The following is a 23,752-nucleotide window of genomic DNA, read 5'->3' on the forward strand; positions in this document are numbered from 1 at the left end:
TTTTGAGGTGATATCATGGTTACAAATTCCAGAAGGAAAGCAGTCAGTCTTTCTGTTGGAGAAATATTGAGGAGGATGTACAGTATGAGTAAAAAAGAATTGGTTCTTCGTGCCATTCGAGGCGAAACAGTAGAGCGAATCCCTGTAGGATTTTGGCTCCATTATGTGACCCAAGAAGAAAAAGAATTGGGTCTAGACAATCCGGCTGTAGTAGAAAAAAGTATTAAGGGCCACCAACACTATGTAGAAGAAATTTCACCTGATTTTGTCAAGATCATGAGTGATGGCTTCTTCCGCTATCCGAGTGCTCTTTATTCGAGAGAGATCAGATCGATCCGAGAATTGAAGGATATTCAACCGATTGGAGAGCATCATCCATGGATTGAAAAACAAATCGAGGTGGTCAAGGAAATTTGTTCTCATTTCCATGAAGAGATTGCTTCTTTCTACAATATCTTCTCGCCCATTTCTTATTTGAAACGCTGGTTCCGTACGGATCAATCTCGTGGAGACCAAGTGATTGCAGACTTTATCAAGGAAGATCCAGAAACTTTAGCTCATGTCCTTGACGTGATTGCAGGAGACATCGCTACTTTAAGTCGTCGCTTGATCCAAGAAGCAGGTATTGAAGGTATTTACTTTTCAACCCAGCAGATCCAAGATGAGCGTGTGACAGATGAAGAATACCGCAAGTTCATTGAGCCTAGCAGCATCGCTGTCCTAGAAGCAGCCAATGAAGCTGGAGGCATCAATATCCTTCATATTTGTGGTTTTGAAGGGGCCAGCAATGAAGTGGAGCTCTTCAAGGATTATCCAGCCCAAGTCATTAACTGGGCGACCCATCATGAAGGCCTTAGCCTAGCCGCAGGTCGTAAACTTTTCGGCGATCGTGCCGTCTTGGGTGGCTTTGTCAATGGCAAGAAAGGTTTGCTCTACCAAGGGGAACGAGAAGCTATTGAGCAAGAAACGCGTCGCTTGGTGGCTGAAGCCGGAAGTCGTGGTTTGATTCTTGGAGCAGACTGCACCGTGCCAGATGATTTCCAATTGGAACGCTTAGATTGGGTGCGTCAAGCAGCCGTATTGTAAAAAGAAAGGAGAGGGAGATGAAAAAGATCAATGTATGGTGTATCCTGGTAACCGTTTTGTTTTTGCTTCTCGGGCTTAGTAAAGTGGCTCTAGCAAGCAGTCAGGGGAAAGCGAAAAAAGATCCAGATATGGCAAGACTGGAGAAGATTCCAGCTCATAGTTTCTCCCTCATCCGCCCATCTGACCTAGCAGGAATTCTTCTTCTCGAAGATCAGTGATAAAAAAAGATGAAGAGCTTGATAAAAAATATATATTAGTCAAACAATTATCGAAGTGATAAGATAACAAACAAGAAAAGAATAGAACGAGGTAAGAACATGTCATCAAAAAGAGAATTAGTCTTAAAAGCTTTTAAAGGAGAAGCAGTTGACCGTGTGCCAGTTGGATTTTGGCATCATTTTACAACAGAAGAAGAATGGTTGAAAGGATTTTCTAATCCGGAAATTATTGAAAAAAATCTCAATGGCCATAAAAACTTCCTTCACAAGGTCAAACCAGACTTTGTCAAACTCATGAGCGATGGTTACTTTGCTTATCCAAATCCAGCTATTCACAAAGGCCTTGAAAACATCTCTGATTTAGCAGGGATTGAACCACTCGGAGCAGATCATCCATGGATCACAGAGCAGGTAGAGCTCGTTAAAAAAATCCGTGCCGGTTTTGAAGAAGACATTGTGGCTATCTACAATATCTTTGCTCCAGTAACCTACTTCAAATGGTTGGTCGGAGAAGTTTCAGGAGGAGATGACTTGATCGCAAACTTCATCGATCAAGATGCAGCAACTATTAAAAAAGTATTGGATACGATTGGCCAAGATATTGCCAGTTTGAGCCAACGAATCATCAAAGAAGCAGGAGCAGACGGGATCTACCTCAGTGTTCAAAGTATCCAAGATGCGCGGGTTACACAAGAAGTTTATAAAAACATTATTGCACCGAGCGAACTCCATGTCTTAGAGGCAGCTAATGAAGCAGGTGGCGTAAATATTCTTCATATCTGTGGCTATGAAGGAGCTCGCAATGATATCCATCTCTTCACAGACTACCCAGCCCAAGTCATTAACTGGGCAGTCGGACCAGAAGGTATCAGCCTAGCAGAAGGACGCGAAATCTTCGGTGGACGCACGGTTCTTGGTGGCTTTGAAAATGGTAAAAATGGTCTTCTTTACACAGGAGATAAGGCTGCGATCCAAGCAGAAACCAAACGCATCATCGCAGAAACAGGAACCACAGGCTTGGTCATCGGTGCCGATTGTACGATTCCAAGTGACATTGATGAAGAACGAATCGAATGGGTTCGTGAAGCTGCAGCAGAATAAGGAAAATAGAAAGAGGGAGAACAGAGTATGAGTAAAAAAACATGGATTATCGGTGGGGTGGCAGTACTTGCCATTGCAGGTGCAACCATTCTTGGACGGAGCTTGAACCATGCAAACGACAGCAAAGGCTCAACAGGATCGAACAAGGTAACAACCTTGAAAGTAGCCCACACTCAAAACTATGTACCGTATGATTTCGTTGATGAAAAAGGAGAATCAGATGGCTATGAAGTAGCCGTTCTCAAAGCCATTGATGAAAAACTACCAGACTACAAGTTTGAGTACACTGGAACAAGTGATGACGATCTCTTGATCGGTCTAGAATCTGGTAAATACGATATCGGAACCAAAGGAGCTTGGTATACCGAAGAACGTGCCAAGAAATTTATCATTCCAAAAGAACCAATCGGAGCAAGTATCATCGGATTTACCGTTCGGAAAGAAGATGCGAATAAATACAAGAACATCGATGACTTCGCTAAAGAAAAAGGAAAATTGGTTCCAATTTCACCACAAAATGCGCAGTGGAATGTTATTAAAGAATACAATGAAAAGCATAAAGACCAACAAATCGAATTAACAGCTGCGGAATCTTTCAAAGTTGCAGATGCCTATGCTTGGGTTCTTGAAGGACGTTACGATGCCTTCTTTGACATCAAACTTTCCTTTGAAAAAGCTGTCACAGATAAAGATGGTTCTTACCACCAATATGCGGACAAACTGAGCTGGTTTGCCTACAAAGGAATTCCAACTTACCCATTGATCCATAAGGATAAGAAAAACGAAAAATTTGCGGAAGCATACAGCAAGGCTATCAAAGAATTGGAAAAAGATGGTACACTTGCTAAATTGTCGAAAAAATATTTCGGTGAAGATGTCTTCAGTTATGTAGATAAAGAGAAATAAGATGGAACTGGGTGCGTATAGCCCCAGCTTCCTTATTTCTATACGGATACAGAAAGGAAAAGAAACATGGTCTCATACGACATTTCCAAGGTCTGGTCATTTCTTCCAACCTTGGTCCAAGCTCTACCAGCGACCCTCGCTTTGATGGTTTTAACGACGGTTCTCGGTTCTGCATTTGGCTTGGTTTTGACCTGGGCACAAGTATCAGAAGATAAGGTAGGAGCAGGTCTGGCAAAAGGTTATGTCTTTACTTTGCGTTGTACCCCTCCGATTGTCTTGCTCTTTTTGGTCTTTTATGGACTTCCCCAATTTTTGAACTGGTGGTTGGGCATTGACATTGACCACTGGTCCAAGTTTGTCTTTGTTCTTGTTGCCATGTTTCTTCTCTTTGCCGCGATGATCTCTGAGGTCTTCAAGGCAGCCTATTTGGCCATTCCAAAAGGTCAGATGGAAGCGGGCTTGAGTATCGGCTTGACGCCAGCTCAAACCATTTGGCGGATTGTCCTTCCCCAAGCCTTTCGCGTGGCTCTTCCAAATATGACGACTGCCATCTTGAACCTCATGCGTGATGCCGCTTTGGCTTATACCATTGGCTTTATCGATATCATGGGAGCAGGCAACAACTTGATCAGCCGCAATCTTGGGAATTATTCCCTCGAAACGTATACAGCTGTCGCAGTGATCTACTGGGGAATTGCCCTTGTGATCTCCTTCTCCGCTCAACTCCTTGAGAAACGACTCAGTGTAACAGAAAGGTAGCTTATGGATTTCAATTTTATTAGTAAAGCATTTCTAGCCACCTTGGGTGGTGTTCCAGTGACCCTTCTGATCATGGTTGTATCGATTCTTTTGAGTTTCTTTCCAGCCCTCTTTTTGGCACTCGGTCAGATCTATAAGGTCAAAGGGGTTCGCAGTTTCTCAGTGATTTACTTAGCCTTTATCCGCGCGACGCCTCCGATTCTCTTGATTCTCTTCTTTTATAGTCTCTTTCCCAGCCTCTTAAATAGCTTTTTTAAGAGTATTGGTAGTCACTTTAATGTCTTTGAGATCAATCCCATTTACTATGCCTTTATCATCTTTAGCTTGATGACAACGGGAAGTCTTGCTGAAATTCTACGGTCAGCCATTCTGACCGTTGATAAGGGCCAGCTAGAAGCAGCGCAAGCCATTGGTTTGACTAATCGTCAAGCCTACATCCGCATTGTTTTTCCACAAGCCTTGCGTGCAGCCCTTCCTAATTTGTGTAACTTGGTTATCAACTTGGTCAAAGGAACTTCCCTTGTCTTTGTCATGACCATCAAGGATATTACCGCAATTGCCAAGGTCGAAGCCTCTTATGGCTATCAATATTTTGAATCCTATCTAGTGATTTTTATTCTTTATATTGTCATTTGTGGAGTGATTCAGTGGGGATTCAATCGCTTAGAAAAACGCCTGACACTCGCATAGAAGAAGGAGAAATAAGAAGATGTTAGAAGTAGAACACGTATCGAAAAAATTTAAGGACCACCAAGTGCTGGTGGATGTTAATCTCAAGGTCAACCAAGGGGATGTCGTCGTTATTTTGGGGCCATCTGGATCAGGAAAAACAACCTTCCTTCGCTGCCTCAATCACTTGGAAAAGGCAGATACAGGTCACCTAACCCTAGGTGGAAAAGAGTATGACCTCTCAAAACTCAGCAAAAAAGAGATTCTAGAAATCCGCCAAAAGACAGCCTTTGTCTTCCAGCATTACAATCTCTTCGCTAATAAAACAGCGCTTGAAAATATCTTAGAAGGGCTGGTTGTAGCCCGTAAGATTCCAAAAGAAGAAGCCATCCAACGGGCAGAATCAGCCCTTGAAAAAGTTGGTCTCCTCGCTTACAAGGATTACTATCCTTCTCAATTGTCAGGTGGCCAGCAGCAACGGATCGGAATTGCGCGTGCCATCGCAGTCAAACCAGACGTGATCTTGCTAGACGAGCCGACTTCAGCGCTAGACCCAGAGTTGGTCGGTGACGTCTTAGATGTCATGAAGCAATTGGCCCAAGAAGGAGTGACTATGGTTGTCGTAACCCATGAGATGGGCTTTGCGCGTGATGTGGCTAACCACGTTATCTTTATGGATGGCGGACACATCATCGAAGAAAATGAACCGCATGAATTCTTCAATAGTCCAAAGGAAGAGCGAACCAAACAATTCCTCTCACGGATTTTATCCGATGCCACTTATAGCGTCGAATACATGATTTAACAAGAGACACACCTAGTAAGGGTGTGTTTTTTAGGTTCTGGAAAAAATTTTTAAAAATTGGGTCATTTTTTAAAAATCATTACGAATAATATAAGTGAGAGGGAACATATGACTGATAAAAAACAACGATTAATGCTACTATTCTTACTGACTTTGTTTCTAGGAGGCTGCAGTCTTTTTACAGATAAAGCTGCTGAGAGAAGGGAAGTGATTCAGATTGCAGAAAGCACGAAAATGGAGCGAGCGATAAAACACTTGTTAATCAGTATCGATCCGAAAGCTTTCACTTCAGAAGGAGTCATTCACTCCTATACCCTGATAAAAGGTGAATTGGAATACAATCCAATGGGAGGGATGAATGTCTATCTCGTTATCAATGGCGATAAAAAGTTAACGATCGATACGACTGTTCAAATGGAAGATTCAGGACAGTTCGAAGCAGGTAGTTACGGTATTTCAGCAAAATTAAGTGATCTGTTAAGTGAAGCAGAAGAGGCTGGGAAATAAACTCATTTAGGTAAACACCCCTAATCTAATATAGTTAAATAGAAACATTTATGGATCAAAACCAATATGTTACATCAATAGCTAGTGCTTGTAACGATTTGGCAACATTTTTTAACAAAAGTAACATTTCAGGTATGAATAGAATTTTGTATAATAAATTCTAAGAAACCTGAAGAAAGAATGGGAAGAAGATGAAAAAAAGTAAATTTATTGTGTTGATAATGGTAGTATTTAGCCTGAGCTTAGGAGGCTGTAGCTTTTTTAATGGACAATCTGCCAAGAAACAAGAAATGATTCAAATCGCAGAGAGTAAGAAGATGAAAGTGGCGATTGAAAATATGTTGAAAAAATTAGATCCTAAAGCTCTTACTCCAGAAGGAAAAATAAAATCATATAAAATTTCTAAAGATGATTTAGATTATAATCCGATGGGAGGGCTATTAGTAAAAATAGTTATAAATAATGATGAAAAATTAGTTTTAAGCACAACTATACAAGAGGACGCTACAACAGGGAAATATGAAGAGACCTATTTTGGGGAAACAGAGGAGTTAAGTGATTTATTAGATAAGGAGTGATAATGGCTAATAATTTAAATTTCAATGATCAACAAAATGTTAAAGCTGCTCTACTTGAATACGAAAAAGATGTCAAAATAAATGGAAAGTTTAAAATTGGGACGAAGAAAGACGAATACATTGGTAATGTTGCCCATATTTATGATAACGTAAATGACAATGAGGAGCAGGTCTTCGTTCTTACTAATAATGGCCAAGGCGCGCAACAAAATGCAGTCCCCTATACTGCTTCAGATGAAGAACGTGCCCAAATCCATGACGTGACTGTCTTGATGAAGGGATCTGAAACTGAAATAAGTACACAAAAATTACTCCATGATACATATACGGATTGGGTAAAGACAGATTTGCCAGCAGCTTCCAATATTTTGAACCCTGGTGGTGCGAGCGAGTATGCAACCGAATATGCGAAGAATTATGCGCGAGATAAGGCTAAGGATAGTTTTAATAATTTTGTAGAAGCTTTTGAAGATGCGATTATTCCTACTTCTGTTAATCTTCCTCCGGAGGCCACACCCTTAGGTAGGTTTATGAAAAAAGCGCTGGATAATCCTGTCAGCAATTTCGTACAGGAAAAAGCATCAGATGTGGTCGGCTTTTTTGCAGAAAGGACAGCCGAAGAACAGGTTAAATTTCCCGCTTTAGTGGGAGCTGCTTTTTTAAAAAAATACAATGATGAAAACGGGACTTTCCCGCCTCCGCAGTTTAAAGATGCTGCAGCTCATTTGAAAGAGGTGATCCGAAAATACCCAAATGCCAAGATCGATCTATACGGTCACTCTCTGGGGTCTATGAATATTCAGTATGCGCTTGCCTGCTTGACGGAAGAAGAAGCGTCTCATATTGGGACTGTCCATCTATACAATGGCCCTAATGCCTATTCCATCTTAACACCCGAGCAAAAAGCGCGTATAGATTCGCTGAAGTACAAAATCTACAACCACATTGACCATAAAGATTTGGTTAGCTTGGGCTATCAGGATTCTGGAAGCAAGGAATCCAGTGGGATTGTCAAGCACCTCAAAACTAAAAATTTGATAAATACTGGCCTGCAGCACATGATGCATGGTTATATCTATGATAAGGATGGGAATTTGGTTCTTGAAAAGGGAACGGAAGCCATCACTCGCAAGGAAATCATTGAAGAGCGGATGAAGGTTTACTATCGCCTAAAGGATAAATTACAAAAAACAGGTGGTGGACTGAGTTCAAGTGAACAAATCTATCTCGATGCCTTGCAGGCACGCTTGGCTTCTGATGAGCTGATTCGAGTAGTGGATGAAGGGCTGGAGCAAGCTCAAAAATCTAAGGCACAACTGGATACAGATTTAGAAGCTTTGGAGAAAGTCTTACAGACCGTTCCGAAAGGCTTCATTCTCAATCTTGCGGAAGTAGAAGAGGCTTATGCACAGGCCGGTGCAACAAGGCAAACAGTTGTCACTGAAGTAAGAGAAAGGTTCGACAATCGTTTGGCTGCATATCAGTCCTTATCGAATGAATTTCATACTTTAAACGAGCAAGTGAATGCAGGAATTGAGCTCTTAAAAGCAAAAGATCAAGAAATAGCAGGAGAAATGAACCAGTGGGAACAACTAGCTTATTAATTTCATCTACTCTTTCGAAAAAGGAAAAGAAACTAGATCACTTGGAAAGAGAGTTCCAAAAAGCGCGCTTGGAGCTAGATGAAAAGCGTTGCCTAGTGGAAAGAAAACAGCAGCTCTTCACCCAGATGCTGGAAGAAGAGTATGCGATGGCAGCTTCCTTTTTACAAGAGCAGGAGGTTGATGTCAGTTGTGGATGGGAGTCCCTCCATCGCTGTATCGAAGAGTATGATCTCGAAGCTAGAGAAGCTGCACAAGTAGCCTTCAAACAGATCGAAATCGAGGAAGAGAATTTATGGCAATCCTACCGGAAAGATAGACGCCAACTGGAAGAGGAGTTTGCACAAGATAAAGTTTCATAGTATAGAAGAGGAGGAAGTATGGGTGATAGTCCAGTCAAAGATTTCTTTGATTTAGATATGAAAGATAAGATGAGGATCATCGAAAGCCGAAAGAAACTTGAAAAAGATTTAATCCGGGTTGTCTATGCGCCCGTTTTATTGACCTGCAAGGCAGGAGTTGAGAAACGTTACAATGATGGCTTGACTGCGATTACAACAGTAGCCGAAGAAGACGTCCAGGTCGTTGGAAAGCAACTGGATCAATCCATGGTGGGTCAATTTGCTAAAAATGTACAGACGGTTATTCAAGAAAAAGCTGGTAAATTTAAATCTATCTAGCCAAGAACTTCTATTTAAATATGGAATCTGGAGTGACTCCAGATTTTTTTAATAAATTTAAAAAATTATGTAAAAAAGTGTTGACAAAGAAATCAGTCTGCGTTATAATAATTTATGTAAACAAAAAGAGGTTGGAAAAACCTACTGGTTTACAAGATCAATAGTGGAAAGGAGATGGTGATATGCTATTTCCAGAATTAAGACAACTAATTGATAAAAGGGAAAATAGAAACTGTTAGCCTGTAGGGCTATTATTAAATAAATGAATTAAAATTATGTAAACAATTAAACAGCAGCCAATTGGTCTGCTAATTTTCAAGAATGAATTAAAATTATGTAATTAGAGGTATACAATATGAATAACAACTTTAACAATATGGATGATCTTTTCAATCAACTAATGGGAAACATGGGTGGTTTTCGTTCTGAAAGCCGTCGCTACATGATCAACGGTCGTGAAGTGACACCTGAAGAATTTGCTATTTACCGCCAAACTGGTCAACTTCCAAATGAAGGAAGCGAGCAAGTGCAACACCATCAAGGTAAAGGAATGAAACAAGATGGTATCCTTGCAAAACTTGGTCGTAACTTGACCGAAGAAGCTCGTGAAGGAAAATTGGATCCGGTCATCGGACGTAATAAAGAAATTCAAGAAACTGCTGAAATCTTGTCTCGTCGTACCAAGAACAACCCTGTCCTTGTAGGGGATGCTGGTGTTGGTAAAACAGCAGTTGTAGAAGGTTTGGCACAAGCTATTGTGAACGGAGATGTTCCAGCTGCTATCAAGAACAAAGAAATCATCTCGATTGATATTTCTGGTCTAGAAGCTGGTACGCAATACCGTGGTAGCTTTGAAGAAAATATTCAAAATCTGATCCAAGAAGTCAAAGCTATGGGAAATGTCATTCTCTTCTTTGATGAAATCCATCAAATCCTTGGTGCAGGTAGCACAGGTGATGGTCAAGGCTCTAAAGGTCTTGCGGATATCATCAAACCTGCTCTTTCACGTGGGGAATTGACAGTCATTGGGGCAACGACTCAAGATGAATACCGTAACACCATCTTGAAGAATGCAGCTCTTGCTCGTCGTTTCAACGAAGTGAAAGTCAATGCTCCATCAGCTGAAGATACTTTCAAGATTCTCCAAGGGATCCGTGATCTTTATGAAAAACACCACAATGTCATCTTGCCAGATGAAGTTTTGAAAGCAGCGGTTGATTATTCGATCCAATACATTCCACAACGTAGCTTGCCTGATAAGGCCATTGACTTGGTCGATGTGACAGCTGCTCACTTGGCAGCCCAACATCCAGTAACAGATGTCCATGCTGTGGAACATGAAATTGAAGAAGAAAAAGCTAAACAAGAAGCTGCAGCTGCTAAAGAAGATTACGAAGCAGCTCTTAATGCAAAAGTTCGTATCGAAGAACTTGAAAAGAAAATTGAAAACCATACGGAAGACCATAAAGTAACGGCAACAATCAACGATGTGGCTGAATCTGTAGAACGGATGACGGGTATTCCAGTGTCACAAATGGGTGCAACTGATATCGAACGTTTGAAAGATATGGGTCACCGTTTGCAAACTAAGGTTATCGGTCAAGATAAAGCCGTTGAAGCAGTGGCACGTGCCATCCGTCGGAACCGTGCAGGATTTGACGAAGGGAACCGTCCAATCGGTAGCTTCCTCTTTGTAGGTCCTACTGGTGTCGGTAAGACTGAATTGGCTAAACAATTGGCTCTTGATATGTTCGGTACCAAAGATGCCATCATCCGTTTGGACATGTCAGAATACAGCGACCGTACAGCCGTTTCTAAATTGATTGGTACAACAGCTGGTTATGTTGGTTATGATGACAATAGCAATACTTTGACAGAACGTGTTCGTCGTAACCCTTACTCAATCGTCCTTCTTGACGAAATTGAAAAGGCGGATCCTCAAGTGATCACCCTTCTCCTCCAAGTTTTGGACGATGGTCGTTTGACAGATGGTCAAGGGAACACTGTCAACTTCAAGAACACTGTAATTATCGCTACTTCAAACGCTGGCTTTGGTTACGAAGCCAACTTGACAGAAGATGCGGATAAACCAGAACTCATGGATCGTTTGAAACCTTACTTCCGTCCAGAATTCCTCAACCGTTTCAACGCTGTCATTGAATTCTCACACTTGAGCAAGGAAGATCTTTCTAAGATTGTTGATTTGATGTTGGTAGATGTCAATAAGACCCTTTCTAAGAAAGAAATCGACTTAGCAGTGAGCGATGCAGCTAAAGAATACATGACTGAAGAAGGTTATGATGAAGTGATGGGTGTTCGTCCACTCCGTCGGGTAGTTGAACAACAAATCCGTGACAAAGTCACAGACTTCCACTTGGATAACTTGGATGCCAAACATCTCGAAGCAGACATGGAAGATGGTGTCCTTGTGATCAGAGAAAAAGACACAAAGAAGGAAGAAAACGCTGATAAACAAGCAGATTAAGGCGAATTAGTTTGTGAAAAATAGAGACTGCTATCATATAGCAGTCTTTATTTTTTCTTCCCACCTGGGGGAAATTATTCGCCGTATAAGGCCAAAATCCTCCTATTTGGGCTAAAAAAACATCAATAATTAGTGAAATTAATCCAATTTGAGCAAAATTATTAATAAATAAAGAAAATAAGTATATAATCTATACAAGAATAAAATTTGAGGAATGGAAGTAAGATGAGCAATACAATTGATATCTACTCAACTCCCGAATACAGAAAAGTGGAAGCCGTTGTTCAACTGATGGTTGACGGTCGCTTGACGAGCTATCGTGTCGCAACTGAAACAAACATCAGCAAAATGAGCTTGGCGACTTTGACGAAGGGAACGAGTAAAATCAAAAATATTACCTATCAAACGGCTTTGGCCTTGATTGATTGGTATGATGAGAATCATGAAAAGTATGGCATTACGATTGACTAGTCAGTAGCCCACTTTTCGTGGTTTTTTTCTTTTTCATCAAAACTTGCCTCCTCTCTGAGACTGGAGCCTGATTTTGCTTGAAGAGGATGGGAAAACTTGAAAAGACGGGCGAAATTTGATATAGTATAGCATATATGAAAATTAAAGGAGAAACATATGCAAGGCGGAAGTTTGCTAATTATGCTCGTTCTTATGGTCGGTTTGATGTACTTCATGAGCCGTAGCCAAAAGAAACAGTACCAAAAACGGATGGAAAGTTTGAATAAACTTCAAAAAGGAAATGAAGTCATCACGATTGGTGGCTTGTACGGAACCATCGATGAAGTCGACACAGACCGCAAGACCGTTGTCTTGGATGTTGATGGTGTCTACCTGACCTTTGAATTGGGAGCGATCAAAACAGTTCTTCCTGTATCAGAAGGAATCTCAGCTACTGCGACAGAAGGTGCTAGCTCAGATGCTGATTCAGCCATCGAAGAATAATCATCAAAGAAGAGGCAAGGGCCTCTTTTTTGGTGGGCAAATAGGACGATGTGATGAAGGAAAGTCCTGCTGGTTCAAAAAAGAGGCCAGAGTCCCTATTTTATGGGGATTTATGGTATAATGAAGCGATAAATATTGAAATAGGTAGAAAAACATGTTTCGTTTTAAGAAAAAAGAAAAAATCGAGATACCTTTAGAAGTCCCGAAACACATTGGGATCATTATGGATGGCAATGGTCGCTGGGCGAAAAAGCGGATGCAACCGCGCGTCTTCGGTCATAAGGCGGGGATGGAAGCTCTCCAAGAAGTGACGATTGCAGCAAAAAATATGGGGGTTCAGGTCTTGACTGTCTATGCCTTTTCTACGGAAAACTGGACACGCCCTGAAGATGAGGTCAAGTTCATCATGCACTTGCCGGTCGAGTTTTATGATCGTTTCGTCCCCGAATTGCATCGCAACAATGTCAAGATTCAAATGATCGGTGATACCAAGAAATTGCCAAAAGAAACGCTGGAGGCTTTGGAAAGAGCAGAAGCGATGACCCATCTCAATACAGGTTTGATCCTGAATTTCGCACTCAATTATGGTGGACGTGCTGAGATCACTCAGGCTGTGAAGCAGATCGCCCAAGAAGTCTTGGATGCGAAGTTCAGCCCAGAAGATATCACAGAAGAGATGATCGCAGATTCTCTCTATACCGAGAGTTTGCCACGTGTCCTAAGGGACCCGGATTTGATTATTCGTACCAGCGGAGAGATCCGTTTGAGTAATTTCCTTCCTTGGCAGGCTGCTTATAGTGAGTTGTATTTCACAGATGTGATGTGGCCAGATTTTGGAGAGGAAGCACTACGAAGTGCTGTAGTAGAATATAGCCATCGCCACCGGAGATTTGGCGGTGTTTAGGAGAAGATGATGACGAAAGATTTACAAAAACGTGTGATTTTTGGAGGAATTGCCCTGCTCTTTTTCATTCCAACAGTAATGGTTGGAGGGGTGTTCTTTCAGATTGTGATTGGCTTGATCGCCATGCTAGGGGTTCATGAATTGCTCAAAATGAAGGGGCTTGAGACAGCGACCTTTGAAGGAGCGCTAGCCATGTTAGCGGCCTTTGTCCTGACTTTGCCGATCGAGGACTACCTCCCTTACCTTCCAGCAGATGGCAATATGATTGCTTATGGTTTGGTTGTCTTGATTCTCATGGGAACAACTGTTCTTGCTCAGAATTACAATTATGAAGATGTGGTCTATCCCATTGCGTCTAGCTTTTATGTTGGACTTGGTTTCCATTCCTTAGTAGATGCGCGAATTGCTGGTATTGACAAGGTCTTATTGGCCCTCTTTATTGTTTGGGCTACAGATTCAGGTGCTTATCTAGTAGGAAGTCGGTTTGGGAAACGCAAGCTCATGCCTGCGGTTTCTCCTAATAAAACGATTGAAGGCAGTCTTGGGGGAATCTTGTCTGCAGTTGCGGTAACTGTGATCTATATGATCGTGGATCGTTCTGTGGCGGGTGGACATGGTTTTCTTGCTATGATCTTCTTTACCATCCTCTTTAGTATCGCAGGTCAGTTTGGAGATCTGGTAGAGAGTGCGATTAAACGCCACTTCGGTGTGAAAGATTCTGGGAAATTTATTCCAGGACATGGTGGTGTTCTAGACCGCTTTGATAGTTTGATCTTTGTCTTTCCCTTGATGCATTTCTTGGGCTTGTTCTAAGACAGAAGAGATAGAAAGGAAACCACGTATAGAACGATGCAGTTTATTGCCTTTATTGTTATTTTTGGAGTGATCGTTCTCGTTCACGAGTTTGGTCATTTCTATTTTGCAAAAAAATCGGGCATCCTGGTGCGAGAATTCTCGATTGGGATGGGTCCCAAGATCTTTGCCCATATTGGTCAAGATGGAACAGCCTATACGATTCGCATTCTACCTTTAGGTGGCTATGTGCGTATGGCTGGCTGGGGTGAGGATACAACTGAGATTAAAACCGGAACGCCTGTTAGCTTGACGCTAAATGAGGCTGGCAAGGTCGTCCGGATCAATCTTTCAGGAAAGAATCTGGATCAGACAGCCCTTCCCATGAATGTTACCCAGTTTGACTTTGAAGACAAACTGGAAATTACGGGTTTGGTTCTCGATGAGACCAAGACTTATAGTGTTGATCATGATGCGACCATCGTTGAGGAAGATGGGACGGAAGTGCGGATTGCGCCGAGAGATGTTCAGTATCAGAATGCCAGCATTTGGGGACGGTTGATCACCAACTTTGCGGGTCCTATGAACAACTTTATCCTCAGTATTGTCGTTTACTCACTTCTAGCTTTTATGCGTGGTGGTGCGATTGACTACTACAGCAACAATGTTCAGGTGGCACCCGATGGGGCGCTGGCTAAGGTCGGTGTCAAAAGTACTGTTCAGATCCTTCAAGTCAACAACGATACCGTTAGCAACTGGGATGAGCTGACAGATGCTGTTGAGAAAGCAACTAAGGACAGCAAGACGGCTCCTGAATTGACCCTGAAAGTCAAAACAGACGGCCAAGAAAAAGAAGTCAAAGTGAAGCCAACCAAGTCAGGGAATCGTTACTATCTGGGTGTGACAAATGGCCTCAAGACAGGATTTGTGGATAAACTCTTGTCTGGTTTTACAGATACCTGGAATACAGCGACACGGATTCTGGGAGCTTTGAAAGATATCATTTTCCACTTTAGTCTCAATAAACTGGGTGGTCCGGTTGCCATCTACAATGCCAGCTCACAAGCTGCTCAATTAGGGATTCCGGCAGTCTTATCTCTTATGGCCATGCTCTCTATTAATATTGGGATCTTCAATCTAATCCCGATTCCAGCTTTGGATGGAGGAAAAATCTTGATCAATTTGATCGAGGTCGTCCGGAGAAAGCCACTGAAACAAGAAGTAGAAACCTATATGACGCTTGCAGGTGTAGCTGTAATGGTTATTTTGATGATTGCTGTCACCTGGAATGATATTATGAAATTATTTTTGAAATAGAAAAGGATATTGTCCATGAAACAAAGTAAAATGTTGATTCCAACGCTTCGCGAAATGCCAAGCGATGCTCAAGTCATTAGCCATGCTTTGATGTTGCGTGCAGGTTATGTTCGCCAAGTATCAGCTGGTGTCTATTCGTATTTGCCACTAGCTAATCGAGTGATTGAAAAAGCAAAAGGCATCATGCGCCAAGAATTTGAAAAAATTGGAGCAGTAGAAATGCTTGCTCCAGCCCTTTTGAGTGCGGATCTCTGGCGTGAATCTGGTCGTTACGAAACTTACGGGGAAGACCTCTATAAGTTGAAAAACCGTGAAGGCTCTGACTTTATCTTAGGTCCAACTCACGAAGAAACCTTTACCGCTATTGTGCGCGACTCCGTAAAATCTTACAAACAATTGCCGTTGAATCTCTACCAAATTCAACCAAAATACCGCGATGAAAAACGCCCACGGAACGGTCTTCTTCGGACCCGTGAGTTCATCATGAAAGATGGTTATAGCTTCCATGCTAACTACGATAGCTTGGACGTTACTTATGATGAATACAAGGCAGCTTATGAGCGGATCTTCACACGCAGTGGCATCGACTACAAAGCCATCATCGGTGATGGTGGTGCCATGGGCGGAAAAGATAGCCAAGAGTTTATGGCTGTTACACCTGCTCGTACAGACTTGGATCGTTGGGTTGTTTTAGACAAATCAGTGGCTTCCTTTGATGAGATCCCAGCAGAAGTCCAAGAAGAAATCAAAGCAGAATTGCTCAAATGGATGGTCTCTGGTGAAGATACCATTGCCTATTCAAGTGAATCCACCTATGCTGCCAACTTGGAAATGGCTACTAACGAATACAAGCCAAGTAACCGTGTTGTAGCGGAAGAAGAAGTGAAACGCGTGGAAACACCAGGTGTCAAATCGATTGATGAAGTAGCTGCATTCTTGAATGTTCCAGAAGAAGCTACTATCAAGACTTTGGTTTACATCGCAGATGGTGAGCCTGTTGTTGCCCTTCTCGTAGGTAATGATCAGCTCAATGAAGTGAAGTTGAAAAACCACCTCGGCGCAGACTTCTTTGAACCTGCAACCGAAGTGGAAGTGAAAGAATTATTAGGAGCTGATTTTGGCTCTCTCGGTCCAGTTGATCTTCCTGAAAATGTTAAGATTATCGCAGACCGCAAGGTCCAAGACAGCCGTAATGCAGTAGTCGGTGCCAATGAAACAGGCTACCACTTGACTGGTGTCAACCCAGGACGTGACTTTACTGCAGAATACGTCGATATCCGTGAAGTTCGTGAAGGCGAAATCTCACCAGATGGGAAAGGGGTCTTGAACTTTGCACGTGGGATCGAAATCGGTCACATTTTCAAACTCGGTACACGCTACTCCGCTAGCATGGGAGCAGATGTCTTGGACGAAAACGGTCGTGCAGTTCCGATCATCATGGGCTGCTACGGAATCGGTGTCAGCCGTCTTCTTTCAGCTGTTATGGAGCAACATGCACGCCTCTTTGTCAATAAGACTCCAAAAGGGGAATACCGTTACGCTTGGGGGATTAACTTCCCTAAAGAATTGGCGCCATTTGATGTGCATTTGATTCCAGTCAATGTCAAGGATGAAGCAAGCCTTGCTTTGACCGATCGGATCGAAGAAGCTTTGGTGAATAAAGGCTACGAAGTCTTGGTGGATGACCGAAATGAACGCGCTGGTGTCAAATTCAGCGATAGTGATTTGATTGGACTTCCAATCCGCGTAACAGTTGGTAAAAAAGCAGCTGAAGGTATCGTAGAAGTGAAAATCAAAGCAACAGGAGATACCATCGAAGTTCATGCGGACAATCTCCTTGAAACCCTTTCAATCTTGAACAAATAAGAAAAAGCTTTCTGAGCTCTCACCAGTGTGGTGATGAAACTCAGGAAGCTCTTTTTATTTTTCTTCTTTGAGGCCTTGATCTTTGAAATAGGTAAAGAGATCTTGAGGTTTGCCATTGAGGTATTTCTTGAACTCGGCTCTTTCTTCCTCCCCTTGATCCCCGTAGATGGAAGCAAACTCATCTTTCTTGATTTTTGAGAAGTCAGCTTGTAAGACCTTGGCATAGGATTGTTTATCTTTCGAAATTTGAATGCGGAAGCTAAGACCAGGCTTGCCATTTAAGCTTTTATAGATATCGCTATGTTCTAATTCTTCTTGGTAGATTTCCTTTAACTCGGAAAGATCCATGTCTTGCAAATCTGAGGAAATGGGTTCAAAACTAAGAAAAGTAAAAGAGACAATTTCATCTTTTTTGTAGCCGATTTGAATTTTGTTTTGGTGGTGATCGCCGAGGTCACTAACAAAGGTCTTGTTTTGGACTTGCTCCTTTTTGGTTTGAGTGGCCTCTTGCTTGGAAGAAGCGTTAGTAGTCCCTTTGCCTTGTTGGCCTTGGCTACAAGCGGTAAGAGCTAGTAGACAGACAGAGACAAGTAGAAATTTTTTCATATATACTCCTTATAGGTTAATGGTGTTCGATCTTGTATGAAACAAGTTTTGAACAGGTTTCATTATACCATAAAAGTTTTAAAAATGAAAAAATATACAAAAGTCATCGAAATTTGCTTTTAAAAACACCTAAAATCAACAACTTTTATCTATGTGTTGAGTTAATATAAAAGGACAGAGTGTCTTCTTTTCTTTCCAGAAATAATACTAGTTGGAGACTACTGGGGCAAGGAATTCGGGAAATATATTACAGTTTTATGACAAAATGTTACACAATTGTAACAAAGTTACAATGTTTTATCAGTTAGTCCTCTAAACTTGACATTCTGGCAATATTTCATTAAGATATTTTTAAGTAAATAATACAAACAGGGAGAAAAAGGTAAAATATACAGTTATCTGGCATTTTACTAATTCGTACTAAAATGTATTGTTTATGAAAAAAATATAAGGGTATCAGCCCAAAAGGAGAAACATATGGCTCAAATTAAATTAACTCCAGAAGACCTACGTGCTTCAGCACAACGTTATGCACAAGGTTCTCAAGAAATCGATCAAATCCTTACTACTTTGACTCATGAACAACAAGTCATCGACGCAAACTGGGATGGATCTGCATTTGATAGCTTTGAAGCACAATTCAACGAATTGTCTCCAAAAATCAAACAATTCGCTCAATTGTTGGAAGACATCAACGGTCAATTGATCAAAGTTGCTGATATCGTTGAACAAACTGACCAAGATATCGCTGCACAAATCCACTAAGATAACTAAGATAGTCTTGGAGGTGATCTTACTTCTTGTAGGTAGATCACCCTTTTGTCTTTTGATATATAGAAAATAGGGGTTAGATTCTTAATTCCTAACCCCTATTTTGTATCTATGAATTAGAAAAAGGAAAAGGTATGGAAGTTAAAAATAAAAAATGGTTAAAATACATCGGTCAGAGTGCGGTTGTGCTCCTTTTGATGGGATCTGTCGTGGGTCTTTATACGACGGTTCAAAAGGACCAAAAGCAAAACGAAGCCAAGACCGTGCAAACAACGGAAAACACTAAGCTCAACATTGCGGTTGTCAATGAAGACAAGGCGGTCAAGCTGAATGATAAAGAATATAACCTTGGGGCTAGCTATGTAAAGAATATCGAACGGGATAATTCGCAAAACTGGTCTGTACTCCCTCGAGGAGCTGCTGAGTCAGGGCTTGCAGATGGCAAGTACCAGTTGATGATCGTTATTCCAAGTGATTTCTCAGAGAAGGTCTTGGAAGTGAACGCGGTTAATGCAGAGAAGACAACGGTGACGTATAAGGTCAATGCGGCTGGGAATTCTCAGGTTGAGAACGAGGCCAATAAAGTCGCTAAAGATATCGTTTCAGACTTGAATAGCCAGTTGGTTGATATGTATATGGTCAGCATTTTGAGCAACCTTTATACAGCTCAAAAGAACGTGGAAACAAGTAACAAAATTCAATCCACCAACATTGGTTCTTACCGAAGCAACTTGCTGGATTCGGCCTTGGATTCCAAGAATATCTTCCCAAGTCTCTATAGCTTGTCTACGTCATCTGTCGAGTCGAACAATGCCTTGAAGACAGTCCTTGAGTCTTATACACAGGCTTTTGATCAATTGACCCAATCTCAGGATCAGTACGGTCAAAACTTCGACACATTGATCAAGCAACGCTCTGAGGATAAGATCAGCCATGAAGAGTTCATGAACCAGCTGATGTCTATGAACCAGTCTGTTGTCAGTGAAAAGACTCAAGAGTTGTATAAGAATCTACAACAAAACCAAGAAGCAATTACCAAACAATTGAGTCAACCAACTGAAACAGCAGGAGATGCTTCAGGTACCAAGACCTATGCAGGCTTGACAAAAGATGTGAATGATCGTGTGGCAGACCTTGAAAAAGGGATCAAGGCAGAACGCGACAAATTAGATGAGCACGAAAAGAACATCGAGTCTTCTGTAAAAGCGAAGATCCTTGACTACTATGGTCTAAATGAAGGAGACAAAGTCACTCTTCGTACCTTGCTTGGAAAGCCAAAAATCGAAACTATCAGCAAGGCTCGAGATAAAGCGGATGATGACATTCGTCAAGCAATTGAAAAACTTCCGTCTTTAGATCCTGCTAGTCTGAATTTGAATAAGTATGGAAATCTCAACGCAGCGATTAATTTTGATAGTGCTTTTGCTGGAACAAAGGCGCATCCAAAAGGGAACGCCGATGACTTAAAAAAATTGGCTGCAGAAGTGGATGCCAAATCAACGGCAGTTGCGGATGTCCTTAATGCTAAATCTGGAAAACAGAAAGTTAGTATTCATGTCCCTGCAGGAGTCAAGGTTGATACTTGGACCTATGATGGACATACTTATGCAGGTGGTGGTGAGCAGGAAGTCGAACTGAAAGATGGCAAACAAATTCAAATTCACCTTGTTGAAGATGGAGGAGCTATGCCAAGCGCGATTGATGTTGAAGTCCTTGTGAATGGAGTTTCTTCAACCAGTGTGACCGTATCTGCAGAAGATTTGAAAACAGCGGTTGCTAACTATGCATCGAAAGCTAGTGAAATCGCCCTGGATTATCAACGCGCGGGAGCATTGATCGATGCTTACTATCCAAAAGATGACAAGGGAGATCGTCATTCGCTCTATGATCCGATCGAAGATATGGATTTGACAAATGCTTTGGTCGATGTCGTGAAGGCTGCCGTTTCAAGTAACATGAAGGACTACCGTAAGAGTATTGAAACGGATGAATCTGGGGATGCAACGAAGAGTGTGAAAGCCCAGTTAGATGGTACCCTTAAACAGTTGCAAGACTTGGGACCACAATTGCAGGCAAATCTTCAAGCAATCGAAAACACCAACAAGGATCTAACCCAAAATATCAACGATCAATTGACGCAATATGCTGATCTTCAAAAACGTATAGAAGAGATCTCAAAAGCGCAAGAAACAGTGACACAGGCTCAAACCAAGACCGATGCAGATTTGTCAGCTCTTGGTTCTGAATACGCGTCATTATTGAGCTCGACAGAAGGCGTTAAGAGCTCATCTCGTAGCAATGTAGAAGCTGCTAACTCTACCAATGAAATCTTTAGCCAATTGAACAAAGAATTGGCTAAAGCCCAAGGCAATACAGAGAAATTGTCTAGCAATGCAGAGAGCTTGATGGGTGAATTCGACAAGGAATTGTCTGAAAATGGGAACTTCGTCGAAGCCTTCCGTAAGGTCTTCAACAATGCCTATGAAAACGGAGTGCCGAATGAAGTCTTGCTCGACTTCTTGTCAAATCCAGTTGCAGAGAAATCTTCTTCTGTGAAAGCGACTATCAACGTCTACCGTCCATTTATCTGGATCTTTATGTTGGAAGTCTTGAGTCTCTTTACAGCTTATCTCTTTGCGACTCAACCAATCATTCGCAAGGTTAAGGATCGTTTCAAATTGGATCGTTTGCAAGAATCAGATCTCTTGTCTGTCGGTGTCCTTGTGGGACTTTCTCTCATCCTTGGACTGGTGATCGGAATGATTTCAAGTATTCAACTCTCTGTTGGTCGTGAATATGTACCTTCATGGGTGTTCTTAGCGGTTCTAGCAAGCTTTGTCTTGGTACAACTACAATACCTTCTTTTGAAACACTTCCGTGTGATTGGAATGGGACTGGCCTTCTTCATGTTGATCAGCTATGTCTACCTATCAAGCGCGATCGGAACGACCGCGACCTTGTCAGGCCTTCCAGCACTGGTGAAAAATGTCAACCTCCTTTCTATTTTAGAAGGACAGTTTGCGGGTTACTTTGATGGACAAACAGCCGGTATCGGCGTCTTCTTCGGATTGTTGGTCTTCTTCGGACTTTTGGCGGTTGCCAATATCTTCATTCCTAAGAAGTTTACTCAAACAAAGGAAAATGAATCAAGCTTATGAAAAAAATGATGTATCTTCTCTTTGTCTTAAGTCTCTTGCCAGCGGTTGTTGTTTCTGCAGATGATTTTATTGATAATCGTCTGCAGGTCAACAACTCACGTCTTGAGACAGAGCAGGAAAAGACACTTGGGGGCCAATTGGATGCGACTGAGTCTCTTTTCAATGAGAAGGATCAGAAAAAATTAGCAGATGAAAAACGCAAGCAAGAGAAACAATTGACCGATTCAGACGGCCAGTTGTTTTCTGCTATAAAGGGAAAGAAAAAAACGGGGCCTGAAGCGGACCTGTTCCAGCCTGAAAATCAAAAATTATCTAAATTCGAGTCCAATGTGGAGGACAATTCGGCCAGCTTGTCGGATTTTATTCCAGCCTTGCAAATGCTGGCTTGGAGTGCTCTTCTCTTTGGGATTGCTGGCTATATTTCCTATCGAATCTATAGAAAAGAGGCCTAAATGGACCAACATATCAATGTCACCTTCCGTATGAATGGTGCAAGCCATGACCTCCGAATCCCAACGCGGATGGAGGTGCGACGCTTGATTCGGGAATTGGATCAGATCTTTGGGTCTGCCATGGAGCCTAGAAGCAAGTATCAGTTGCGCGTGGTAAATAAAGGCATCTTGCTGGATGAAGGCAAGGTGGTACAGGAGTATCCGATCACGAGTGGTGATCTGATCGAGATTGAGGAGTGGTAAGGTGAAAGAAGAACAATTTACACTGGAAGAACAAGTCTTCCGTTTTGAAAAAGAAGAAACGAGCTGGCGGCTGGACCTTAAGCGTTCAGAAGTGGATAGCCAGGATTTACGCAATTTATGGATTTTGGATCTCCATCATCCCTTGTTTTTAGAGCAAAGCATGACAGCGGATCAAGACCAGATTCATCTGACCTATCAGACAGACGCGCTAGGCTTGAGTGCAGAAGAAATCCAGGCATTACCGGTTTCAGACCGTCTGCGTCTAGCTATCAATGTCTTGGATTTGGCGCCAGCCTTGGAGCTTCCGGTGACCTTTATGTTGCATCCTATCAATTTGTTTGTGACCAAGGATGCGCAAGTCAAGATCGCTTATCGCGGGGTGCCGGGAATGATGGTGCCACGCAAGTGGGATCAGGTTGAATTCTTGCGGCAGGCCAAGTGCTATGCGGTCACTCTTTTTGGGGACTGGGATTTCATGGAGCTCTATCAAGGCACACTTGAATTAGAAGATCTGCCTGATTTCTTGGTAGAAATCCGTGATGCTGCTAGCTTAGAAGAGATGAAAGCTCTCTTAGAGAAAGCCTACCAAGAACGCAAGGAAGAGGAAGAAAAGACCTTGACCTTGGTTTCAAGTCGTCAACACCGAATCTTTAAGTTGGCAACAGTATGGCTTTCAGCTGTAGTGGCCCTCTTACTCTTGCCTTTGATTTATTTGGTCTTTTTCCAAGCACCCTTTAAAGAAAAGTTGCTTCAAGCGGATACAGCCTATCTCAAGGTAGACTATACTGGTGTGATCGATGAGTTGGAGGGAGTGGCTCCAAGCAGTCTTCCAACGACACAGAAATACGAGTTGGCGACGTCTTACTTGCAAGGCTTGAATTTCTCAGAGGACCAAAAGAAGGTCATCCTCAACAACGTCACGCTCAAATCAGACAGTCTCTATCTCCACTACTGGATCTATATCGGCCGTCATGACTTTACCCAAGCGCTGGATACAGCCAAGCGGATCGACGATTCAGACTTGATCATCTATGCCCTTCGTAAAGAAATCAAGGCGACACGTGATAGCGAAAAACTCTCTGGTGAACAGCGCGAGAAGAAACTCTCTGAGCTAGAGGGCGAATACAAGAAATACTGGGATGCCCGCTCTAAACTCTTGGAAGCAGAGACAGATGAAACCAAAGCTTCCACTAGCAGCTCAACAACGGCTTCGTCTACAGAAGGTTCCTCAACAGAAAGCTCGTCTTCTACAACTGCAAGCTCGACTGAGTCTAGCGACCACAAGGAGTAGTCT

25 protein-coding genes are annotated in these 23,752 nt (G+C 42.1%); 24 read left to right on the forward strand and 1 reads right to left on the reverse strand.

Annotated elements, in window-relative coordinates; all coding sequences use genetic code 11:
* Nucleotides 1-84 precede the first annotated feature (84 nt).
* The 19 genes from M1G14_RS03785 (at nt 85) to M1G14_RS03875 (ending at nt 17,228) form a co-directional block, all read left to right on the forward strand.
* Nucleotides 85-1,086 carry a uroporphyrinogen decarboxylase family protein gene (locus tag M1G14_RS03785; protein ID WP_045759043.1) on the forward strand — a complete coding sequence of 334 codons (1,002 nt, stop codon included), beginning with the start codon at nt 85-87 and terminating at the stop codon, nt 1,084-1,086.
* A gap of 17 nt (nt 1,087-1,103) precedes the next feature.
* Entirely contained in the window at nt 1,104-1,304 is a 201-nt protein-coding gene (locus M1G14_RS03790) for a hypothetical protein (RefSeq protein WP_021154358.1), read from the forward strand.
* A 99-nt stretch (nt 1,305-1,403) separates the two neighbouring features.
* Complete coding sequence (locus M1G14_RS03795) at nt 1,404-2,405, forward strand: uroporphyrinogen decarboxylase family protein (protein ID WP_049523165.1); 1,002 nt, start codon at nt 1,404-1,406, stop codon at nt 2,403-2,405.
* 27 nt (nt 2,406-2,432) lie between these two features.
* The gene (locus tag M1G14_RS03800; RefSeq protein WP_003004175.1) at nt 2,433-3,311 is read left to right on the forward strand and encodes a transporter substrate-binding domain-containing protein; all 879 of its coding nucleotides are present in this window, start codon (nt 2,433-2,435) and stop codon (nt 3,309-3,311) included.
* Between the two features lie 66 nt (nt 3,312-3,377).
* A complete protein-coding gene (locus tag M1G14_RS03805; protein WP_003004525.1) occupies nt 3,378-4,070 on the forward strand; it encodes an amino acid ABC transporter permease in 693 nt (230 codons plus the stop codon).
* A gap of 3 nt (nt 4,071-4,073) precedes the next feature.
* Nucleotides 4,074-4,760, forward strand: coding sequence for an amino acid ABC transporter permease (locus M1G14_RS03810; RefSeq protein ID WP_024056362.1), 687 nt, complete (start codon nt 4,074-4,076; stop codon nt 4,758-4,760).
* A gap of 19 nt (nt 4,761-4,779) precedes the next feature.
* Entirely contained in the window at nt 4,780-5,544 is a 765-nt protein-coding gene (locus M1G14_RS03815) for an amino acid ABC transporter ATP-binding protein (protein ID WP_003016067.1), read from the forward strand.
* Between the two features lie 108 nt (nt 5,545-5,652).
* On the forward strand, nt 5,653-6,051 hold the full coding sequence (locus tag M1G14_RS03820; protein WP_049523164.1) for a DUF1310 family protein: 399 nt from the start codon (nt 5,653-5,655) through the stop codon (nt 6,049-6,051).
* 191 nt (nt 6,052-6,242) lie between these two features.
* Entirely contained in the window at nt 6,243-6,629 is a 387-nt protein-coding gene (locus tag M1G14_RS03825) for a DUF1310 family protein (protein ID WP_049473088.1), read from the forward strand.
* A gap of 2 nt (nt 6,630-6,631) precedes the next feature.
* Entirely contained in the window at nt 6,632-8,233 is a 1,602-nt protein-coding gene (locus M1G14_RS03830) for a lipase family protein (protein WP_049523163.1), read from the forward strand.
* The gene (locus M1G14_RS03835; protein WP_003013621.1) at nt 8,212-8,592 is read left to right on the forward strand and encodes a hypothetical protein; all 381 of its coding nucleotides are present in this window, start codon (nt 8,212-8,214) and stop codon (nt 8,590-8,592) included. Before M1G14_RS03830 ends, M1G14_RS03835 begins: the two co-directional genes overlap by 22 nt.
* An 18-nt stretch (nt 8,593-8,610) precedes the next feature.
* A complete protein-coding gene (locus M1G14_RS03840; protein WP_049523162.1) occupies nt 8,611-8,910 on the forward strand; it encodes a hypothetical protein in 300 nt (99 codons plus the stop codon).
* A 355-nt stretch (nt 8,911-9,265) separates the two neighbouring features.
* Nucleotides 9,266-11,395, forward strand: coding sequence for an AAA family ATPase (locus M1G14_RS03845; protein WP_049523161.1), 2,130 nt, complete (start codon nt 9,266-9,268; stop codon nt 11,393-11,395).
* Nucleotides 11,396-11,620: 225 nt separating this feature from the next.
* Nucleotides 11,621-11,866 carry a hypothetical protein gene (locus M1G14_RS03850; protein WP_003009969.1) on the forward strand — a complete coding sequence of 82 codons (246 nt, stop codon included), beginning with the start codon at nt 11,621-11,623 and terminating at the stop codon, nt 11,864-11,866.
* A gap of 156 nt (nt 11,867-12,022) precedes the next feature.
* Nucleotides 12,023-12,349, forward strand: a complete 327-nt coding sequence (yajC, locus tag M1G14_RS03855; protein ID WP_003004444.1) for a preprotein translocase subunit YajC — start codon at nt 12,023-12,025, stop codon at nt 12,347-12,349.
* A gap of 154 nt (nt 12,350-12,503) precedes the next feature.
* Complete coding sequence (uppS, locus tag M1G14_RS03860; RefSeq protein ID WP_049523160.1) at nt 12,504-13,253, forward strand: undecaprenyl pyrophosphate synthase; 750 nt, start codon at nt 12,504-12,506, stop codon at nt 13,251-13,253.
* Nucleotides 13,254-13,262: 9 nt separating this feature from the next.
* Nucleotides 13,263-14,066: a phosphatidate cytidylyltransferase gene (locus tag M1G14_RS03865; RefSeq protein ID WP_023919527.1), complete on the forward strand. Its 804-nt coding sequence runs from the start codon at nt 13,263-13,265 to the stop codon at nt 14,064-14,066.
* A gap of 36 nt (nt 14,067-14,102) precedes the next feature.
* Complete coding sequence (gene rseP, locus M1G14_RS03870; protein WP_049523159.1) at nt 14,103-15,362, forward strand: RIP metalloprotease RseP; 1,260 nt, start codon at nt 14,103-14,105, stop codon at nt 15,360-15,362.
* Between the two features lie 15 nt (nt 15,363-15,377).
* Nucleotides 15,378-17,228 carry a proline--tRNA ligase gene (locus M1G14_RS03875; protein WP_003009975.1) on the forward strand — a complete coding sequence of 617 codons (1,851 nt, stop codon included), beginning with the start codon at nt 15,378-15,380 and terminating at the stop codon, nt 17,226-17,228.
* Between the two features lie 54 nt (nt 17,229-17,282).
* Here M1G14_RS03875 and M1G14_RS03880 read toward each other — a convergent pair whose 3' ends face one another.
* Nucleotides 17,283-17,834, reverse strand: coding sequence for a hypothetical protein (locus tag M1G14_RS03880; RefSeq protein ID WP_023919523.1), 552 nt, complete (start codon nt 17,832-17,834; stop codon nt 17,283-17,285).
* Between the two features lie 477 nt (nt 17,835-18,311).
* On the opposite strand from M1G14_RS03880, the gene M1G14_RS03885 reads away from it, so the two are divergent.
* From M1G14_RS03885 to essB, 5 genes are all read left to right on the forward strand, one after another.
* Entirely contained in the window at nt 18,312-18,599 is a 288-nt protein-coding gene (locus tag M1G14_RS03885; RefSeq protein WP_003016069.1) for a WXG100 family type VII secretion target, read from the forward strand.
* A 140-nt stretch (nt 18,600-18,739) separates the two neighbouring features.
* A complete protein-coding gene (gene esaA, locus M1G14_RS03890) occupies nt 18,740-21,763 on the forward strand; it encodes a type VII secretion protein EsaA (protein ID WP_024054629.1) in 3,024 nt (1,007 codons plus the stop codon).
* Nucleotides 21,760-22,215, forward strand: coding sequence for a type VII secretion protein EssA (gene essA, locus M1G14_RS03895; RefSeq protein ID WP_024054630.1), 456 nt, complete (start codon nt 21,760-21,762; stop codon nt 22,213-22,215). Before esaA ends, essA begins: the two co-directional genes overlap by 4 nt.
* The gene (locus M1G14_RS03900) at nt 22,216-22,458 is read left to right on the forward strand and encodes an EsaB/YukD family protein (protein WP_003013697.1); all 243 of its coding nucleotides are present in this window, start codon (nt 22,216-22,218) and stop codon (nt 22,456-22,458) included.
* 1 nt (nt 22,459) lies between these two features.
* Nucleotides 22,460-23,749, forward strand: a complete 1,290-nt coding sequence (essB, locus tag M1G14_RS03905) for a type VII secretion protein EssB (RefSeq protein WP_024054632.1) — start codon at nt 22,460-22,462, stop codon at nt 23,747-23,749.
* Nucleotides 23,750-23,752 lie beyond the last annotated feature (3 nt).

Origin of the sequence: Streptococcus parasanguinis, from assembly GCF_023109675.1 — a bacterium.
Classification (GTDB): domain Bacteria; phylum Bacillota; class Bacilli; order Lactobacillales; family Streptococcaceae; genus Streptococcus; species Streptococcus parasanguinis_I.

Bases quoted from the DNA above. Each gene is read 5' to 3' on its own strand.
- M1G14_RS03785 (WP_045759043.1), top strand. From the start codon at position 85: ATGAGTAAAAAAGAATTGGTTCTTCGTGCCATTCGAGGCGAAACAGTA.
- M1G14_RS03790 (WP_021154358.1), top strand. From the start codon at position 1,104: ATGAAAAAGATCAATGTATGGTGTATCCTGGTAACCGTTTTGTTTTTG.
- M1G14_RS03795 (WP_049523165.1), top strand. From the start codon at position 1,404: ATGTCATCAAAAAGAGAATTAGTCTTAAAAGCTTTTAAAGGAGAAGCA.
- M1G14_RS03800 (WP_003004175.1), top strand. From the start codon at position 2,433: ATGAGTAAAAAAACATGGATTATCGGTGGGGTGGCAGTACTTGCCATT.
- M1G14_RS03805 (WP_003004525.1), top strand. From the start codon at position 3,378: ATGGTCTCATACGACATTTCCAAGGTCTGGTCATTTCTTCCAACCTTG.
- M1G14_RS03810 (WP_024056362.1), top strand. From the start codon at position 4,074: ATGGATTTCAATTTTATTAGTAAAGCATTTCTAGCCACCTTGGGTGGT.
- M1G14_RS03815 (WP_003016067.1), top strand. From the start codon at position 4,780: ATGTTAGAAGTAGAACACGTATCGAAAAAATTTAAGGACCACCAAGTG.
- M1G14_RS03820 (WP_049523164.1), top strand. From the start codon at position 5,653: ATGACTGATAAAAAACAACGATTAATGCTACTATTCTTACTGACTTTG.
- M1G14_RS03825 (WP_049473088.1), top strand. From the start codon at position 6,243: ATGAAAAAAAGTAAATTTATTGTGTTGATAATGGTAGTATTTAGCCTG.
- M1G14_RS03830 (WP_049523163.1), top strand. From the start codon at position 6,632: ATGGCTAATAATTTAAATTTCAATGATCAACAAAATGTTAAAGCTGCT.
- M1G14_RS03840 (WP_049523162.1), top strand. From the start codon at position 8,611: ATGGGTGATAGTCCAGTCAAAGATTTCTTTGATTTAGATATGAAAGAT.
- M1G14_RS03845 (WP_049523161.1), top strand. From the start codon at position 9,266: ATGAATAACAACTTTAACAATATGGATGATCTTTTCAATCAACTAATG.
- M1G14_RS03850 (WP_003009969.1), top strand. From the start codon at position 11,621: ATGAGCAATACAATTGATATCTACTCAACTCCCGAATACAGAAAAGTG.
- yajC (WP_003004444.1), top strand. From the start codon at position 12,023: ATGCAAGGCGGAAGTTTGCTAATTATGCTCGTTCTTATGGTCGGTTTG.
- uppS (WP_049523160.1), top strand. From the start codon at position 12,504: ATGTTTCGTTTTAAGAAAAAAGAAAAAATCGAGATACCTTTAGAAGTC.
- M1G14_RS03865 (WP_023919527.1), top strand. From the start codon at position 13,263: ATGACGAAAGATTTACAAAAACGTGTGATTTTTGGAGGAATTGCCCTG.
- rseP (WP_049523159.1), top strand. From the start codon at position 14,103: ATGCAGTTTATTGCCTTTATTGTTATTTTTGGAGTGATCGTTCTCGTT.
- M1G14_RS03875 (WP_003009975.1), top strand. From the start codon at position 15,378: ATGAAACAAAGTAAAATGTTGATTCCAACGCTTCGCGAAATGCCAAGC.
- M1G14_RS03880 (WP_023919523.1), bottom strand. From the start codon at position 17,834: ATGAAAAAATTTCTACTTGTCTCTGTCTGTCTACTAGCTCTTACCGCT.
- M1G14_RS03885 (WP_003016069.1), top strand. From the start codon at position 18,312: ATGGCTCAAATTAAATTAACTCCAGAAGACCTACGTGCTTCAGCACAA.
- esaA (WP_024054629.1), top strand. From the start codon at position 18,740: ATGGAAGTTAAAAATAAAAAATGGTTAAAATACATCGGTCAGAGTGCG.
- essA (WP_024054630.1), top strand. From the start codon at position 21,760: ATGAAAAAAATGATGTATCTTCTCTTTGTCTTAAGTCTCTTGCCAGCG.
- M1G14_RS03900 (WP_003013697.1), top strand. From the start codon at position 22,216: ATGGACCAACATATCAATGTCACCTTCCGTATGAATGGTGCAAGCCAT.